The following is a 16,047-nucleotide window of genomic DNA, read 5'->3' on the forward strand; positions in this document are numbered from 1 at the left end:
ATTCCCTCCTAATCTGTCCAAGAATATTCTCCGTAAATGTAGTGTGATTCGGTCCATGCGGACACATCGCCATTGACAAAGAAATAAACTTCGCCACTAGGTTTACCGGTAATATATCCTCCTGCGTAATTTGATTTTATTGGTGTCCTTATTGGAAAAGAGTGTACATTTTTGAATAAATTTTGTGGCAATTGAGCGATTAATTGATTGTTAACTAAATTTGCCCCATTTAATCGTATGGTTTTTCTTGTAACTGAACCGTTAGTTCTGATTCTATATGCACAATCAAAACCATTGTCTATTTCGTTTTTAAATTGAACATTAGAATTACCACCATTGATTAAGTTGAAAGATATCCAACCAGTATCAGTTTGAGTTTTAGTCAATTCTTTCCATCCCAAATCTGTACCTTTATGAACATTCTTTATGAATACTTGTCCAGAGTAACTTACAACTGCAAATATCTGTTTTGTATTATCAATTCCTTGCAATATCTCAACGTTATACATTGCTGAACCGCTGTTATTAAATGGGTTATTCTTCATATAAGAAATTTGATATTGACCAGGTGGTAAAGTTACAGGGTCAACAGCTGTATAAAACGTTGGTTTGCCATCGTCTTGTGTTAATCTGTACTTTTGCCACGTTAAACTATTCAACTTGTTATTTAACTCTTCAGGTTTAACGAACTCATTATCAATAATAGCTTGATTAAATTCATTTAGTTTTCCATCAACATGTACAACTGCATCGTTAGAAACGTTTTCTACATTACTTACACTTTCTTCTACCTTATCGTTCATCGTTGAAATAGCATTATCTTTAGCAGTTTTAACATCACCAATAGCACTTGTAGCAATATCATTAATATTTGTTTGTGCTTGAGCAATAACACTATCTATATATGCTTTGCCTTCTGTTACAGTTTGATTGATTTGATTGACACCTTGTTCTTTTACAGTTTTCATTTCTGCCACATAATCAGCACCATTAGCAATGGCTTGTTCAATATCTTCCACACGTTGTAATATTCTAGCTTTTAACTGATCGAACATTCTTATATATTCAATTTTTGTGAATGATGAGATTTTATTAATCAGTGCGTCTGCTACTTCAAAAGTAAATTCCCTAAATACTGCAACTTCATTATTTTTAGGGTTATTATCTACATTGTTAACACCAATATATACTTGACCTTTTACTTTTGTATCGGTACTAGCTTGTAAGAACTCTTTATCAAGTGTGATGCCAACAATACCGTTCAACCCGTCTAGTACTTCTAAATCAATAACATCAGATGCACTGCCATTTGCCGATTCGAAATAAGCGGACGCATCAATGTTATTTTCACTGATTAATAGTGGACCTTTAGTGTTGTATAATTGAAATTCAATTTTTGCAGTGTTTTCATCTAAATTATAAAAACCAACCCCTAAATCAGAGATTGGTTTCAAATATGGTTCTGCTTTTAATCTAAATAAGGCTTTTTTATCTATACCGTTTACCATGTCATCACTCCTTATTTTATTAATACGACTGCTACGCCATATCCTTTTTCGCTATCGTATGGTGTTGTGATTTCTAACACTCTGTAATAACCGTTCACATTATCACGAACACCTACACCGTTATCTGATTTGATATAGTCATTAGGTTTTAATTCACCTTTAAACCTTGTGAACACTTGACCAACTAAACCGACAACATTCCACTCAGGTCGTTCTGAACGTGGAATATATTCATCCTCAAATTCAATATAATCTGGGTTAGGGATAGGAATTTCTACTTCTTCGGAATACCAATTACCCTCGTCATCTTGCCATTCTTTCGTTTGCCATTCTGTGAGCGTTACACCGAATTCATCTTTTAAGAACTTGTCTTTATGGTGGAACATTTGGTCGCCTAAAATAACGCCTGCTGTACCTGAAATAATACCGATTGGTTTATCGTTAATTTGCGCTTTTCTTACATAACGACCATCTAAAGTAACGATTGTTCCGTTCGGAATAGCTTGACCTGATTGTGACTCAAAATACTCGGCATAGTCACCGAAGTTTTGCCCTGATGATACTGATCCTTTTGTTTTAATATTTCCGCTAATTGTAAACATGTCAATTGAAGTGTTTGCATAATCAGCACCATTTGCACCATAACCTAATAAGAAGTGGTAGTTACCAGGTGATTTAACACCACGACTATTTACAATCGTTTGACAATATGAACCTGGTAATGTTTCAGATTCAAGCGAGTTAATAACTGCACTACGTGAACCATATGCGTGTGAGTTTGCACCAACACCAGCTAACCATGAACGGTCACTGTGTGCATATGAACCACCTGTACTTGCAATAACTGCCGAACGTCGAGCAATTGCACCACCACCAGTTGTGCCACCACTAAAGCCACCTTTAGCAACACTAGGCATGATTTTATACAACTTACCAGCCAAATCAGCTTGGTTTGCATACTTTTCTGCCATAACTCCGATAATTTCAGTGTTATTGTTATAACTAAATATAGCAGTACCAGTACCTTGACCTTGCATATTTCCACCGATAATTTTTGTGTCATATACTTTAGAACCGTTGGCTATACCAATGTTGGAAGATGAATCTATGATGTTGAAATTGCTAATCGTTATTTTCTTTGGTCTATTGCCACCACCATATATTTGAACATCAGCACTTGCATTTTTAAACCCTCTGATATTTAAACCATTAAATGTAACGTTTTCTGCTCGATACTGTATTGCGATTGCTGGCATACCTGCTGTGAATGTACCATCACCAATCGCAGTAAAGTTATTAATCTGAACGTTTCTGTAAGCTGACACAACCATAGCACGAGGCGTTGAACCTGGATATACTTCATTTTTGTATGGTGTCACTGCTGTACAGTTGTTTAACATAACATCATACGCTGTTTTAGATTGTTTATCACTCGCTTTATGGTGTCCAATATGTCTAATGTTATATGATCTATTGTCATTAATGGAAATATGATTATTAACAAATACATGAGATGCTGAACTTGTTGGTTCATGTCCTTTGATTTCAAGTCCACCAAAGTTTTCTTCGGTGATATTGTTATCTAGATAAACATATTGAGAACCGTCGTCAATTTCAATACCGTTATTGTTACCTCCACCATTAAATGGGTGGTGTGCATATGAATTACTTATGAATAAGTATCTACTGTGATGTGTTGTAATACCGTCATCACCAAACCCTGTTGATTCACAGTTATCTATCCAAATGTATTCTGATTCTAAATGTCTAGGAACTCTAACACCGTCGCCAGCATATGAATACTCATCGCTTGCATACGTGACATCAATACCATGTAATAGTGCGTTAAATGATTTGATATTCTTGATAAAACCTTTTTTTACACCTGCAAATCTTACGTTAGATGAAAGAGAACCACCTGCTGGTTTTAAAGCACCACCCTGTCTATTTCTATTACCGTCTACTGAAAAACCTTCAATACCGATATTTTCTGCTACACCATTCATATCTAAGTTTGTAATAACAATGTTTTCTGCTGGTGCGTTATCTGATAGTTTAATAATTGTTTGTTCTTTACCTTCACCACTTAAAATTGTGTTACTAGGTAATTTCAAACCACTTACAATATAAGTTCCTTCTGTCATGTGAATGTGACGTCCACCATTACCAAACGCTTTTTTAAATGCCTCTGTACTATCTTCTTGACCAGTTGGGTCAGCACCGAAATCATTAACATTAATGATACGTTCAATCTTTTTATTGAGTGTATTGTAATTACTTTCCATTGTCTGATTAATCTTATTAAAGTCATAATACAAACGTTCCGACAATACGTTGAACGGTGTACTATCAATTGCTACATGGCTATCTGTTAACTCTTGTATACCATCACCATTATGTCCTAATACTAATCGTTCTATTCGACTACGTTGATAGTCTAAATGATCTGATACGTTAGTTAGTTTATAGTCAATGTTCTTAGCATCATGTGCATGTTTATCACTTTTATGATTATTGAATATGTCCCTATATTGATTAAATTTATAATCAATATATCTAAAGTTTTCAATAACCATTTTTCTAAACTTTTGACCTATTTCAATAGGTAAATTAAATTTCAAATTAATCACTCCTTTTTATTCTATCCAAGTATGTTGTCCGTACACCCAATAACTGCTTGATGATAATGTTTTGTCGTTTGTGCCACCAAGTATCGTCATCTTTCCGTTAGGCATTATTTCTATACGATAACTACTCATACTACCACTACCAAACGCTGGGAATAATTGAGCGTTTTTTATAAAACCAGAAGGTAATCGAGCTACTTGTTCCCCTAATTTAAAACCTCTCAAGTTATAAGCTATTGTCTTATACCTTACAACTGGTGTAACACCTTCTATACCTATTCTTACTTCTTTTAATGCACATTTTAGACCGTTGTTACTGGTATACATCACATCTGCATCTACACCACTTGCTACACTATTAGCATATGAAACCCAATCTGTTGTGCCCATATAACCTTCTAAAGCGTTTTCTAAGTTCACTTGCTTTTCACTATTAGTTTGAATGTTTGCTTCGGCTGTATCTAGTCTCGTATTAATATTTTGAATATCGGTATTACTGCTAGATGAATTATTACTAATATCTGATTCCGCTTTATCAAGTCTATCTTTTATATCTTGCATTCCTGTTATTGCGTCCACATGACTTCCAGCGAAATACGGTTCACCGTATTCATCTAATGGATATTTAAAGTCTGTTGGTTCATTCATTGATTAACACACTCCCAAATGAATCGGATGCTATTTTAGGCATAACAAAAGTCGAGCCACCTAGTGTACCCGACTTGATTTGTTTGTCTACGTTTTTTATACGCTTATTAATTGTTTGTTGTATTTTGATAATGTCTGTTTTCTTATTACTGAAATCTACTTCAACTGGTAAGTTTAATAATGGGTGTGATTCTGTTATCTTGATGACTTTCAACATCGTGTCAAAACCTAAGCCAGTATGCTTAAAGTAAACGAGGTCACGTTCAGTGATTTGTTCAGTATCTAAATAGTTTGTAGATAACTCGACTACTGGCTCGTCGTTCAATTCTTGAATAAGTTTCTTGCGTAATTCTTCTTTATCAAGAATGTTATCATCATAGATTGTTGCAGCTTGTTTAGGGTTGTTCTTATCATAGTAAGGTGAATAATAAATATCGCTCACATGGTATAAGTCTTCGCCTTTCAACACTGCTGTTAAGTTTAATGTTGTTGATTTTTCAGTACCCACATACATACGTGGCTTTTTCTTTTTGTAATCTACATTCTGAATAGGACCAACAAAAACTACTTTGAACGAATGAGTACCTTTAGATAAGTTTTTTGCGACAACAATTTGCTCTGTCGTTGCAGTCTTACTATAAGTGTTATAAACACCGATTTCTTCGTTATCTAAGTACGCTTTAACCATTCCACCTAATGAACCTTTTTTTATAGTCCACATAAGTGTTTCGTTACCCCATTTACACGTAAATTGCTTATTATATGAGTTGTTTATCGTTTCTGTATACCAAGTACCCTCTTTAAAGAAAGTACCATTGTACGTTAAGTTAGGTGGTTTAAATGGCGAATAGTTTTTCGTTTCAGTCTTAGTTTTCTTTTTACCATAACCTTTTATAACTGTTTTTTGTTCTTGTGTATTAACCGATACGGACGCCTCGTCTACGTTATAACCACCAATCAACTCGACATCAGATTTCCTTTCATAACTTTCGTCATCATATATATAGATTGTTTTGTTATCAGCATCGAATATATAGCCAAATAGTTCAGCGCCCTCGACTAGAAATTCTATGCCGTTTTTATCGCCAACTTCATCAATTGCGATACGTTGGTCAAAATTACCAACAATCTTATAAGAGTAACCTAGTTTATTTCCTTTGAAACCGAAGTCCATATATTGTTCTAGCGTCCATGTTGGTGTTGGTAGTTCTTCATCACTGTCGTTATTCATTTCTTCGTTCTCTAAATCTTTATCTATGAAATGATTTTGGAATTCAAACATGATGTGATGTGCCACAACATCATTAGTTAATGTAACGTTATTACTTTTTGGATCAGTTGTTTTAATCACATACTGTTGACCACGAAATATTAAAATAGATTCGTTTTGTATTAAATCATATATATCTGGTGCAAAACTTGTTTTAAAAGCAGTGAACGATATAGAACGACTCGCATTTCGTTCACGTTCGATTTTGAGTGACAATAAATCATAATCAATCAACAATTCAGAAACTGTGTTAGCACTATTGGTAATTATTAAGTTATCCATTTAACCACCTACCTATAAATAAACGGGAATATAAATTCAGCAGTTGGCTCTGTTATATCCGTTCCGATTATTTCTATATCATTATATCCAGGTGCTAACGATAACCATTCATGATTTGTGTCTATGCCTACACGTTTACCATTAATAGTAGGATAAACACCATTGATGATGAGTTGTTGATTTGATTTAATAGCTTTCTTATATTCGAATATGTCGCCAGTCGTTCGATTGTGTAGTTTAAAGCCATTTGGCGCATTGACATTAAGTTTAATAATTAACTTATGTCTGTGTGGAAAAGGTGCGATTGTATCAGAAGAACCATTAAATATCTTAAAGCTAGTTGTATTATGCTTATACTTGATATCGTCATTCACAAGCAACCCATTACCGAACTGCCATTTGTCTGATGTTTTGTCATATTGGTTTGTCTCGTACAATGATTCGGAATAACCTTTGTAAACTGTAAAAGTTATTTCAAACTCACCATTACGACCATATAAGTCCTCTACTGCTGTACTATCCGTAACAACTGCATACTTCATACCAGGCATATCAGAATGAACAATATAAAAAGGAGTACGACTATATAGCATACTCCTTAATTGTTTCTTCAATAAATGGTAGTCAGTAACATCAACACCTGAATAAACGAAACGTAATATTAAGTTAAAAGGTGCAAACGATATAGGACTTAATAGCCCACCGTCTACACCACTAACTTCTTGCAAGTTGATTCTACTTTCTACATCTTCTTCTTTAAAATCGAGATACATCAAACCGTCTATATCAGTTAGATCAGTTGTACCATTTTCGGTTATCATTTTAACCCATTTTTTCATTAGATAAATGCACCCCCGTTACCGTATCCCATATTTTGAATACGTCTACCTTGCTTTTTACTTGTCATACCTTCGACTTTATCCCAGTCCATTACGTTACTCTTATTAGCAGTTTGAGCGTTCCACTTCTCGTTATTTCTACTAGACATCACTAAATCTTGCATAGTGTATAACATTTCTTTCAGAATACTATTTTGTTCTTGAAGTGTTTGCGTATCAACTTGTTGTTGCATCATAGCTTGATATTTCGCTTGTTCTTTCTCTCTTAAAGCATCTGCGTATTCAGAAATAGCGTTATAAACTGCTGACTGTGTTTTATTGAAGATATCACTTTGAATTACAGATTTGATAGCTGAAATTGATACATCATTAGGGATAACTTGTTCGCCACCTCTAAAGTTGATGATTTCGCCACCTTTTTCGAATACTTGCGCTAAGCCTCTTGGTGCAAAGTTAGTTCCTTTTGCAAATCTTCTTGAACCACTTGGACCCCAACCTGATTTACCATAAGGCAAGTCTTTACGCCAGTTACTATTATTGAAGAAAGCTAATAATTGGTCGTAACCAGACTTGATATTGTTGTGACCTTTAACTGCATATGCTTTAAATGTAGAAGGTACATATTGTAGTAAACCTTTTGCTAAATTAGCACCCGAGTTACCATCTTTCAAACGTGGATCTTGTGTTACGCCAGCGTTACCATTTGATTCACGTTGAATTTGAGCGATGATACCTTTCAACTCGCCGCCAGTTAGATTTACTTTCATACGTTTGGCAGCTTTTAATATCTCTGTTTTCCACTTGCTTGCTGCTTTGTTTCCACCACTACCTAAACCTTTTAACCAACTTAAAACATCACTCATTGCAGTATCGTTACCAACTCTGCCTTTCATACGTTGAATGTGTAAGTGAGGAGTAGTTGAGTTACCCGTATTACCTGAATAACCTAGTAAGTCGCCAGCTTTAACTTTTTGACCCTTTTTAACTTTCACGCCACCATTTCTCATGTGCATGTACCATTGGAAGAACTTACCGCCTGGTTCGTCAAGTGTTACTTGGTTACCACCACCACCAGTAACCCAACCAGCCTGCGATATCTTACCATCCGTCAACGCTTTGATTGGTGTACCAGTTGGCATTGCAAAGTCAATACCGTAGTGACGTCCACCGTTGAACATTAGGCCACCAGTATATCTGCCGAAGTATTGTAATATCTTATGTTTAAGTAACCATCCAGCATCTCCGTCTCCACCTTCAGCTTCAGAGAACATAGATTTAACTTTATCAACAAATGAACTTTTTAATTTCTTAAATGCGCCACCAGCTAAACGCATAGTCGCATTGGCTTTCTTACCTCCGAAACTGATGCCACCCAACATTTTATCTACTAATTTCTTAGGGTTTTTAACGTAGTCCCAAACATCACCAATTTTATCGCCAAGCCAAGATGCACCATCTTTTACTTTCTCGAAACCTTCTGCACCTTTTTCAGTCACATAATCTTTGGCGTCTGATACACCTTTTTTAGCTGAATGATAACCATCTTCTAAAGTTTCGCCAGTTTTCTTAATTCCAGTACCTACACCACTTTTTAATTGTTCATATACATTCTTAGAGTTTTTACCTTTTTTAAATTTAGGTATGATACCTGATTTCATTAAATCTTGTGTGTGGCGACCATTGATAACAGAGTCACCTTTTTCAAGTCCAACTAACACATTTTTACCAACTGGCGCATGTAGTGATCCATCTTTCTTCGCAATTAATTCTTGATGACCATTTGGACCTGCACCGTTACCCACACCTTTATCATTCACAATTGCAGTTGTAGGCGAACTAATTGGACCATTTGTACCAGTGTGTAATGGTTTGATTTCTTTAATTAAGTTTTTATCAGTGATAGCCTTCGAAATCTTATTAATGCCACCTATCATTAAGTTCAAACCGTTAATAGCACCATTAGCAGCTGCTTTACCTAAAGACAACGCAGTCTTTTTGAAACCGTCTTTTGCTTTAGACATAAATGACTTAATTTTACCTATCCATTCTGTTGCTTTGTCGTGCATACCTTTAAATTTACCTGTAACTGCCGACCTTGCACCTTCAACTAAATTAGTTATGTTTTTCTTAATAGATGTAAACCTATCAATCAAACCGTTCTTCAAACCAGTGATTGTAGACTTCACTTTATTGGATAAAGCAGTGAATTTTGCAGTCGTATTTTTGAATATTCTTCCTACTGTATTAGCCAGTATTTTAGCAATTAAATTCCATGTTGTAGAAATGAAGTTTTTCGTAGAAGTGAAGATGCTTTTAACTGAATTATAAATTCGAGTAAAGAAAAGTTTTGTAGTATTCCAAATCTTACTGCCATATTTAGTAAAGAAACCACTTATCGATTTCCACATTGCAAGTAATTTACCACCAAACAATTTACTAAATAATTTACCTACGCCAAATATTCTACCAACAAACCATAATTGCGCAGCATTGAATAAAAACTGCATTGCACCTTTTGCGATTTGTTTAATTCCTGACCACATTGCCTTCCAATTACCAGTGAATAAAGCAGCGAAAACTTTAATGACACCAGTTATCACTTTTAGTGCGCCTGAAATCGTTCCTTTTATAGCTGACCATGTTGAAACGATTAGATATCGTACTGCTGGCCAGATAAACTTCATGACTGGCCATATCACCTTAGTCATTACGAAACTAATTGCTTTACCTATATTACTTACTGCTTGCATAATCATAGCACCATTTTGATTCCAGAATGTCCTCAAATAAGAGCCTATTTGTTGACCAAATGTGCTGACTGCTGTGAAAACTTGCATAACTGTACGTTTAATCACATTTACCGTATTAGTTATCCCGACAACTAGATTAGGAGGGAATATCTTTGATAATGTAATAACACCATCTTGACCATTACCTTGAAATAGTTGGAAGAAACCTTTAACCGCTTGAATAGCTGGCTGTACTGCACCAGCAACTGATTTAAACACATTATTAACAACATTTCGGAATGTTTCCGATTTAGTATAAGCTATTACAAAACCAGTTCCTATTGCTGCAACTGCACCTGCTATTAACGCTGCTGGTGACATTAAGAATGAAAACGCTGCTGCTAAAGCACCAACTGCTACTGCTGCAACTCCAGCTGCAACTCCTAAACCAGCAAATATAGCAGCGCCTATCTTGATATTAGGGTTTAACGTTTTAATTTTGTTCGCTAACCCTTCAAGAAATGGCTCTATAACTTTTCCTGCCGATTTCAAACTTGAAGTCATACCTTTAAACATGTTGATAATATCGTCTTTAAACGGGTTTATCGCTGACGTCATAGTTTTGATTATGGCAGTGTTCATATTGTTAAATGAACCTTGTATCGTGTCTCCTGCTGTCTTTGCTTGTCCTTTTAACGCCTGTGTAGCGCCTGCACTTCCTTTAGTTCCTTCTTCCATACCTTCAACTAATTTTCTTATAGCATCAGATGATTTGATTTGACCGTCAGATATTTGTTTCTTCATATCCGTAACAGACACACCGTACTGATTGGCTAGTATTTTAATAGCTGGTATGTTGGCATCTACTAATCTGTTTAAATCTTCTAAAGACGCTGTACCACTTGCTTGTAAACCTTTAAAAGCACCGACTATTTGGTCAATTGACTGTTCTCCATCACCTAGACCATATGCAGCATCAGTCGTTGCTCGTAAAACGCCTTCAACGTCTTTAATTTCCATACCAGACGCAACTAAACCTTTAACACTATTAGTCATAGCGTCCATTGCAATCGGTGTACCTTCGATTACACGTTCTACTGCCTTCATAGCTTTAGCAGCACCATCAGATGAACCTGTAAGCGTAGTTAAGGCTTTTGTTGCACTATCAATTTTGTCTACACGTAAAATAGCGCCACTGAATAACTCTTTAAACTTACCGATTACGCTATCAAGTATTCTCATAACACCTTGTGCTAAGAATGAACCTTTGAACACTGCCCACATATCATTAAAGCCTTTACCAGTCTGTTTAGATTTATTGTTCATATCTTCAAGACTGTTAGCCACTTTATCTTGTTGTGTGATTAAGCTACCTTGTTCTTTCATCAACTTAGACACGTTACGCTCTTGATTTTGTGTTTCCCTAGCATCATCACCTTTAGTTTTACGTAATTCTGCTAGTTTGTCTTTCTCTTTTGCTATGATCGTGTTATAAAGTTGTGTTTGACGTCCTAAACCTTTGTATTCAGTTTCTAACGCACCTGCTGCATCTCCAGATTTACGTTGTTCAGATGCAGTCATCTTAGTAGCAAGCTGTAAATCACGCAATTCACTCTGTAAATCAGTAGTGCTACGTGACATATTAGCTTGTTTCGCTTGCACACTAGATAATTGGTTACGATAACCACTTAATTCATGTTGAGCAGTAGATAATGCGCTGTTAGCATTAAGTAATTGTTTTTTCTGTTTATCAGTAGCATTATTCACATCGCCAATTGAAGATTTTAGGTTATCTAATTCTTTTTTCTTCTTTTCTACATACTGTGATGATGTTTCAATTTGCTTACTTAATACTTTTTCTCTATCAGCTAAATCTTTAGCGCCCATAGAACTATCTTTAAACGCTCGTTCATGGTTTTTTAACGCTTTATTGTTACTTGTTAGCATACTTTTAAGCGTAGCTGTACTCTGTTTTAATGGGTCTAAGTCCATTGATACCTGTACGCCTAAATTTGCTATATTATTAGCCATTTTCTCACCTCACAATCTTTTTAAAACATTGCAAGCATTTGTTCTGGAGATAATTCACCAGATTTAGCTTTCTTAATTTTGCCTTTAGTGTTATTTGCGTTCCAGACTTTAAGAAAACCGTCTATATCAAGATTTTCAACATCTTCATATTTATATCCATGATTTTTCATTAAATCTTGGTAAACCATGTATATATCATCGACTATTTGCTTGGTTGTTTTGTTTGTCGTTTCGCTGGCGTCTTCGTCTTTCCCATTGTTTCAAAAGTTTCCACAATTTTTACTACTTCTTCATAATCTGAACCACTTATTAATTCATCAAATGTAAATTGATTATTGAAAATTTCCACGACAATCATATACATTTCATCAACCGCTTCAACATTTGACATTTCAATTTTCCCTTTTTCTGCTTCTTGTACTTTATCTCTCATTTCTGCAATTTTTCTTATTGCTTTGTATAACCTTTTATTTTGTACAAATTCTTGTTCTTTCCCGTTGATTTCAATACTAATTTTTAACATGTGATGTTCCTCCAATATTTTTTATATATGCGCATAAATAAAAAAGAGGGACTTATAGCCCCTCACAAATTAACCTTCTGGTACTGCTTCAGTTGTTGATACTCCATGAATTAATTCCATGAATTTTTGTTCGCTAAAGTCTTGTGATTTGTCATGCACTCTCACGAACACCACACCATCTTCACGAGGAATGAATGTACCTTCTAATTCCACTTGGTCTTGATGTTCTGGTGCGCCATCTTCTAATGTAGCAGCTGAAGAACTTGGTAAACCGAAGTTACCACGAGTAGCGCCCATGTAAATGAATGAACCGTCATTACAACGATACTTCCATGATGCTGATACATATGGAGGTACAAGATCTTTCTTGTAAACTTCCATGCCATCTTCGATAGATACACCTAATAATTCTGCACGTTCTTCACTTGATAACTCAACGAAGTTACCTGTAACAGTTGCACCAGTTACACCACTGTTTAAGATTAATGCTGTTTCGTTGTCAGCAAAGATTTTACCTTGTTCAGATTCAAGTTCTAAACCGACTTCTTGTAAACCTGGAATAGGGAATAACTTTCCTTTTTCTACACCGTTACCTTCTTGTACTGTGATTTTAAAATCTTCACAACCGATTACTGCTTTTTTCTTAGCCATAATTTATTGCCCCTTTTCTAATGTAATTTCGAACTTTAGTTCGTTATTGTATAAATTAAATTCAGTGTCTTTACCTAAATCTTGTGAGTAACAGATACCGTTTATTTCTTTAAGTCGTTTGATAATGAGTTCGCTTATTTGGTAAGAGTCACTTATACGTTTCGCAAAAGTTTCAACAGCAAAATTAAAACGATAGTGAAAACTATCGTTATCTGACCAAATATTCTCTTTTAGATAAATCGGCGTTATACGGATAAAAGGCGCTGATGATGACTTATGATAATCTTCTGGAATTTCAAAAGTGAATATTAACGATTCATCTGTATTGGTTTTGCGTATATTATTTAACGCCTCTGTTAAATTGTTGAAGTCGTTTAAATATTCATAAATTCTTACGATTGGATGTTTTGTCATTTGAGCGCCCTCCTTAATGCCTGTTTATATATATTTAATATTGGATCTTTTGCCTGTAATATTGATTTCTCTTGGAAATGTTGTGGTGGCTGTCTTACCGTTCCTTTTACTTTTGTCCCTACGTTTGGGAAATGGATATACCAACTACCATAACCAACTTCTTTTGTGGGTATTGTTCTAAAACGATTGAAGTTAGATTGTTTGATAGTTGATACAGCACTTCCTGTGTCTTTAGGTGTATTAGATACCAATATAGCCTCATATACGTTTGCTGCTTGCGTGACTGCTTTTTTCGCTTCACGTTCACTCTTAGCGAGTAGTTTATATATAGCGTCTTGAATATCTTTATCTGAATCAAACTTACTCATTCGACCACCTCGCACTCCAATACGGTGTATTCCATGTTTTGGTGGTCATGTTGAATATTTTTGATTTCGTAATCTACACCTTTAAACTCAACAAACATTGATGATGTGATAGTAGCCTTTTGACGATAACGAATAATAAAGTAAACTTGTTCTCGCCTTGCCGATAAATCTAATTGTTTAAACTCTTTGATAGAGTGTTTAGATACTTCGCAATATGGTGTAGCAATGACTTCTTTCACGTTCTCGTAAGAGCCTTCATCATCTTTCTTACGTGTCACCCTGTATACTTTTAATCGGTATTTGAGTTTTCCAATTTCCATAAAGCATATTCACCTCTCAATCTTTGCAATAAAGCAAGTGACGATTGAGGGACATCGTGTTTTATGAATTGAGTTGTTGTAGATCTGTTTTCGTAGTGATGACCAATGTGATTTAACACCAACAAACGATAATTAAGATTATCTTTATAAAAATCATCATCTATCCCATTAGATACAACGCCTCTTACATATTGTTCTGATGCTGGCAATAACAACTGTGTGATGTAATCATCGTCATAATCATGGTCAACACGTATTGCCTGTCTGATGTTATCAATCGTTAATTCAAACATTGCTAACACCTACTTTTTCTTTTTGTCGTTTTTGCGTACTAAAAAAGAACCATCAAGATTTTGTTCAATCTCGTCAGCCCTTTTTACAGTGAAATCATGTTCTTCACCTTTTTTATAAAGTTGTCCTGTATGGATATCTTTAAATTCTTTCTTGACTAAAAACTTAACCATTTATAGTCACTCCTTTTTATCCTTCTGGTGTAGCGTCTGCTGCAAAGTTAGCTGTAACAAAGAACCCTGCATTTTCGTCTGCTTTCTTAACATCAAATCTGAACGCACCCATTAAGTAGCGACCATAGATGTTATGTTCTTGCCATTGTACTGACATGTCAGAACGGTCAGCGAAGAATACGCCACGTTTTACATCGCCAATAAACGCTACTGCGTCACCGTTAGCACCTAATAAGTCGTCACGTACAACTGTTACGTTCATGCCTAATACTTTGTTACCAGCAGTGTTAATGATTGAATCTTGAAGTAAGTAACGACCGTTACCGTCTTTTAATGTGTCTAAGCCTTGATAGAATGATTGAGTACAGATGATTTGACGATCATATCCTGGATCTAACTCAACGTTAGTGATTGCTTTTAAGTCATCAACGCTTGCTACAGATTTAGCAGTAAATGTTTTTAATACTGAACCGATTTTTTCATTTAAAGTATTTACTTTTTGTTCTTGAATGTTTTCAGCAATGATTGAAGTTAAGTTCACTGCACTGTCAGCGATTGCTTCTTCTGATACTGGAATAGCACCACGATAAGTTTGAACTTCCCACCCAATTGATTGAAACTCTGGTTTAGCAAGTTCTGGGTTTGCTTCTAACTCTGCAACTGTGTTGAATTTAGCAGTAGCACGTTTTAAGATTGGGTGTTTACCAGATGCTGTATTTACTGACGTCTTAGTCACGTATTGTGATAAGTCTTGAACTGTATTAACTTCTTTCTCTGGTGCGTATTTGATATCCTCTGGAATTGTTACGCCTACATCGTCAGACTTTACATTGTCACGAGTAGCACCTTTTGATTTAATAAATTCCGCAAAGCCTTGTACTGCTTCGTTAGTTTCTTGATTTTCATTTAAAAATTTTGCCATTGATCGTTTCGCCCCTTTTTTCTTTTTTTCGATTTCTTCTAATTCTTCTTCAGTTGGTTCATCCACTGTTTTTACGTTTTCCGATACAAGTTCTGCATCTTCTTCTGTTTTTTCTTCTGCCTCAGGTTTTTCTTCGCCTTTAGCGTCATCTATCGAAGTATCTTCTTTTTCTTCTGCAGATTTTTCCTCTGTTGATACTTCTTCTTGCTTTTCTTCATCATCGAAGCCTAAGCCACTTTCTAACTTTTCTAATTCGTCATTCGTCTTTTCTAAGTCATCAAGTAACTTACGTGATTCTTCGATGTCAGCTTTTAATTTTTTAGCACCTTCAACATCGTTATTCGCTAAAGCATTTTTTGCTTTGTCGATTAACTCTTTCATCTGTGCTTTAAGTTCTTCTGCTTTTTCTAAAGCCATACTTATTCCTCCTCCTTAAATTTGCGCATAAAAA

At 35.3% G+C, this 16,047-nt stretch carries 15 protein-coding genes; all 15 read right to left on the reverse strand.

From position 1 onward, the window contains the following. Positions 1-8: 8 nt before the first annotated feature. The 15 genes from LQ677_RS12470 to LQ677_RS12540 all read right to left on the reverse strand — a co-directional run bounded on the left by LQ677_RS12470 (position 9) and on the right by LQ677_RS12540 (position 16,013). Positions 9-1,508 (reverse strand): hypothetical protein, encoded by a 1,500-nt coding sequence (locus LQ677_RS12470; protein ID WP_239748947.1) that lies wholly within the window; start codon positions 1,506-1,508, stop codon positions 9-11. A gap of 11 nt (positions 1,509-1,519) precedes the next feature. Next, positions 1,520-4,084, reverse strand: a complete 2,565-nt coding sequence (locus LQ677_RS12475) for a peptidase G2 autoproteolytic cleavage domain-containing protein (protein WP_374199847.1) — start codon at positions 4,082-4,084, stop codon at positions 1,520-1,522. A gap of 60 nt (positions 4,085-4,144) precedes the next feature. Continuing rightward, positions 4,145-4,783: a hypothetical protein gene (locus tag LQ677_RS12480; protein WP_239739730.1), complete on the reverse strand. Its 639-nt coding sequence runs from the start codon at positions 4,781-4,783 to the stop codon at positions 4,145-4,147. Beyond that, positions 4,776-6,335 (reverse strand): phage tail protein, encoded by a 1,560-nt coding sequence (locus LQ677_RS12485; RefSeq protein WP_239748949.1) that lies wholly within the window; start codon positions 6,333-6,335, stop codon positions 4,776-4,778. Before LQ677_RS12485 ends, LQ677_RS12480 begins: the two co-directional genes overlap by 8 nt. Before the next feature lie 8 nt (positions 6,336-6,343). Next, on the reverse strand, positions 6,344-7,174 hold the full coding sequence (locus LQ677_RS12490) for a phage tail domain-containing protein (protein WP_239748950.1): 831 nt from the start codon (positions 7,172-7,174) through the stop codon (positions 6,344-6,346). Further along, on the reverse strand, positions 7,174-11,934 hold the full coding sequence (locus tag LQ677_RS12495) for a peptidoglycan DD-metalloendopeptidase family protein (protein WP_239748951.1): 4,761 nt from the start codon (positions 11,932-11,934) through the stop codon (positions 7,174-7,176). Before LQ677_RS12495 ends, LQ677_RS12490 begins: the two co-directional genes overlap by 1 nt. Before the next feature lie 20 nt (positions 11,935-11,954). Beyond that, entirely contained in the window at positions 11,955-12,122 is a 168-nt protein-coding gene (locus LQ677_RS12500) for a hypothetical protein (RefSeq protein WP_158259001.1), read from the reverse strand. A 14-nt stretch (positions 12,123-12,136) separates the two neighbouring features. Next, positions 12,137-12,457, reverse strand: coding sequence for a phage tail assembly chaperone G (gene gpG / locus LQ677_RS12505; protein WP_239748952.1), 321 nt, complete (start codon positions 12,455-12,457; stop codon positions 12,137-12,139). Between the two features lie 69 nt (positions 12,458-12,526). After that, positions 12,527-13,108 carry a major tail protein gene (locus LQ677_RS12510; protein ID WP_239748953.1) on the reverse strand — a complete coding sequence of 194 codons (582 nt, stop codon included), beginning with the start codon at positions 13,106-13,108 and terminating at the stop codon, positions 12,527-12,529. A 3-nt stretch (positions 13,109-13,111) separates the two neighbouring features. Next, complete coding sequence (locus LQ677_RS12515; RefSeq protein ID WP_239748954.1) at positions 13,112-13,522, reverse strand: hypothetical protein; 411 nt, start codon at positions 13,520-13,522, stop codon at positions 13,112-13,114. Further along, positions 13,519-13,890, reverse strand: coding sequence for an HK97-gp10 family putative phage morphogenesis protein (locus LQ677_RS12520; RefSeq protein ID WP_239748955.1), 372 nt, complete (start codon positions 13,888-13,890; stop codon positions 13,519-13,521). The genes LQ677_RS12515 and LQ677_RS12520 overlap by 4 nt, the downstream gene beginning before the upstream one ends. After that, positions 13,887-14,210: a phage head closure protein gene (locus LQ677_RS12525; protein WP_239748956.1), complete on the reverse strand. Its 324-nt coding sequence runs from the start codon at positions 14,208-14,210 to the stop codon at positions 13,887-13,889. Before LQ677_RS12525 ends, LQ677_RS12520 begins: the two co-directional genes overlap by 4 nt. Continuing rightward, positions 14,180-14,503, reverse strand: coding sequence for a head-tail connector protein (locus LQ677_RS12530; protein ID WP_239748957.1), 324 nt, complete (start codon positions 14,501-14,503; stop codon positions 14,180-14,182). The genes LQ677_RS12525 and LQ677_RS12530 overlap by 31 nt, the downstream gene beginning before the upstream one ends. 9 nt (positions 14,504-14,512) lie before the next feature. After that, the gene (locus tag LQ677_RS12535) at positions 14,513-14,674 is read right to left on the reverse strand and encodes a hypothetical protein (RefSeq protein ID WP_204181525.1); all 162 of its coding nucleotides are present in this window, start codon (positions 14,672-14,674) and stop codon (positions 14,513-14,515) included. Positions 14,675-14,690: 16 nt separating this feature from the next. Next, on the reverse strand, positions 14,691-16,013 hold the full coding sequence (locus tag LQ677_RS12540; protein ID WP_239748959.1) for a phage major capsid protein: 1,323 nt from the start codon (positions 16,011-16,013) through the stop codon (positions 14,691-14,693). Positions 16,014-16,047 lie beyond the last annotated feature (34 nt).

This window comes from Mammaliicoccus sp. Q-M61 (assembly GCF_022386055.1).
Lineage (GTDB): Bacteria > Bacillota > Bacilli > Staphylococcales > Staphylococcaceae > Mammaliicoccus > Mammaliicoccus sciuri_A.

Bases quoted from the DNA above. Each gene is read 5' to 3' on its own strand.
- LQ677_RS12470 (WP_239748947.1), bottom strand. From the start codon at position 1,508: ATGGTAAACGGTATAGATAAAAAAGCCTTATTTAGATTAAAAGCAGAA.
- LQ677_RS12475 (WP_374199847.1), bottom strand. From the start codon at position 4,084: ATGGTTATTGAAAACTTTAGATATATTGATTATAAATTTAATCAATAT.
- LQ677_RS12480 (WP_239739730.1), bottom strand. From the start codon at position 4,783: ATGAATGAACCAACAGACTTTAAATATCCATTAGATGAATACGGTGAA.
- LQ677_RS12485 (WP_239748949.1), bottom strand. From the start codon at position 6,335: ATGGATAACTTAATAATTACCAATAGTGCTAACACAGTTTCTGAATTG.
- LQ677_RS12490 (WP_239748950.1), bottom strand. From the start codon at position 7,174: ATGAAAAAATGGGTTAAAATGATAACCGAAAATGGTACAACTGATCTA.
- LQ677_RS12495 (WP_239748951.1), bottom strand. From the start codon at position 11,934: ATGGCTAATAATATAGCAAATTTAGGCGTACAGGTATCAATGGACTTA.
- LQ677_RS12500 (WP_158259001.1), bottom strand. From the start codon at position 12,122: ATGGTTTACCAAGATTTAATGAAAAATCATGGATATAAATATGAAGAT.
- gpG (WP_239748952.1), bottom strand. From the start codon at position 12,457: ATGTTAAAAATTAGTATTGAAATCAACGGGAAAGAACAAGAATTTGTA.
- LQ677_RS12510 (WP_239748953.1), bottom strand. From the start codon at position 13,108: ATGGCTAAGAAAAAAGCAGTAATCGGTTGTGAAGATTTTAAAATCACA.
- LQ677_RS12515 (WP_239748954.1), bottom strand. From the start codon at position 13,522: ATGACAAAACATCCAATCGTAAGAATTTATGAATATTTAAACGACTTC.
- LQ677_RS12520 (WP_239748955.1), bottom strand. From the start codon at position 13,890: ATGAGTAAGTTTGATTCAGATAAAGATATTCAAGACGCTATATATAAA.
- LQ677_RS12525 (WP_239748956.1), bottom strand. From the start codon at position 14,210: ATGGAAATTGGAAAACTCAAATACCGATTAAAAGTATACAGGGTGACA.
- LQ677_RS12530 (WP_239748957.1), bottom strand. From the start codon at position 14,503: ATGTTTGAATTAACGATTGATAACATCAGACAGGCAATACGTGTTGAC.
- LQ677_RS12535 (WP_204181525.1), bottom strand. From the start codon at position 14,674: ATGGTTAAGTTTTTAGTCAAGAAAGAATTTAAAGATATCCATACAGGA.
- LQ677_RS12540 (WP_239748959.1), bottom strand. From the start codon at position 16,013: ATGGCTTTAGAAAAAGCAGAAGAACTTAAAGCACAGATGAAAGAGTTA.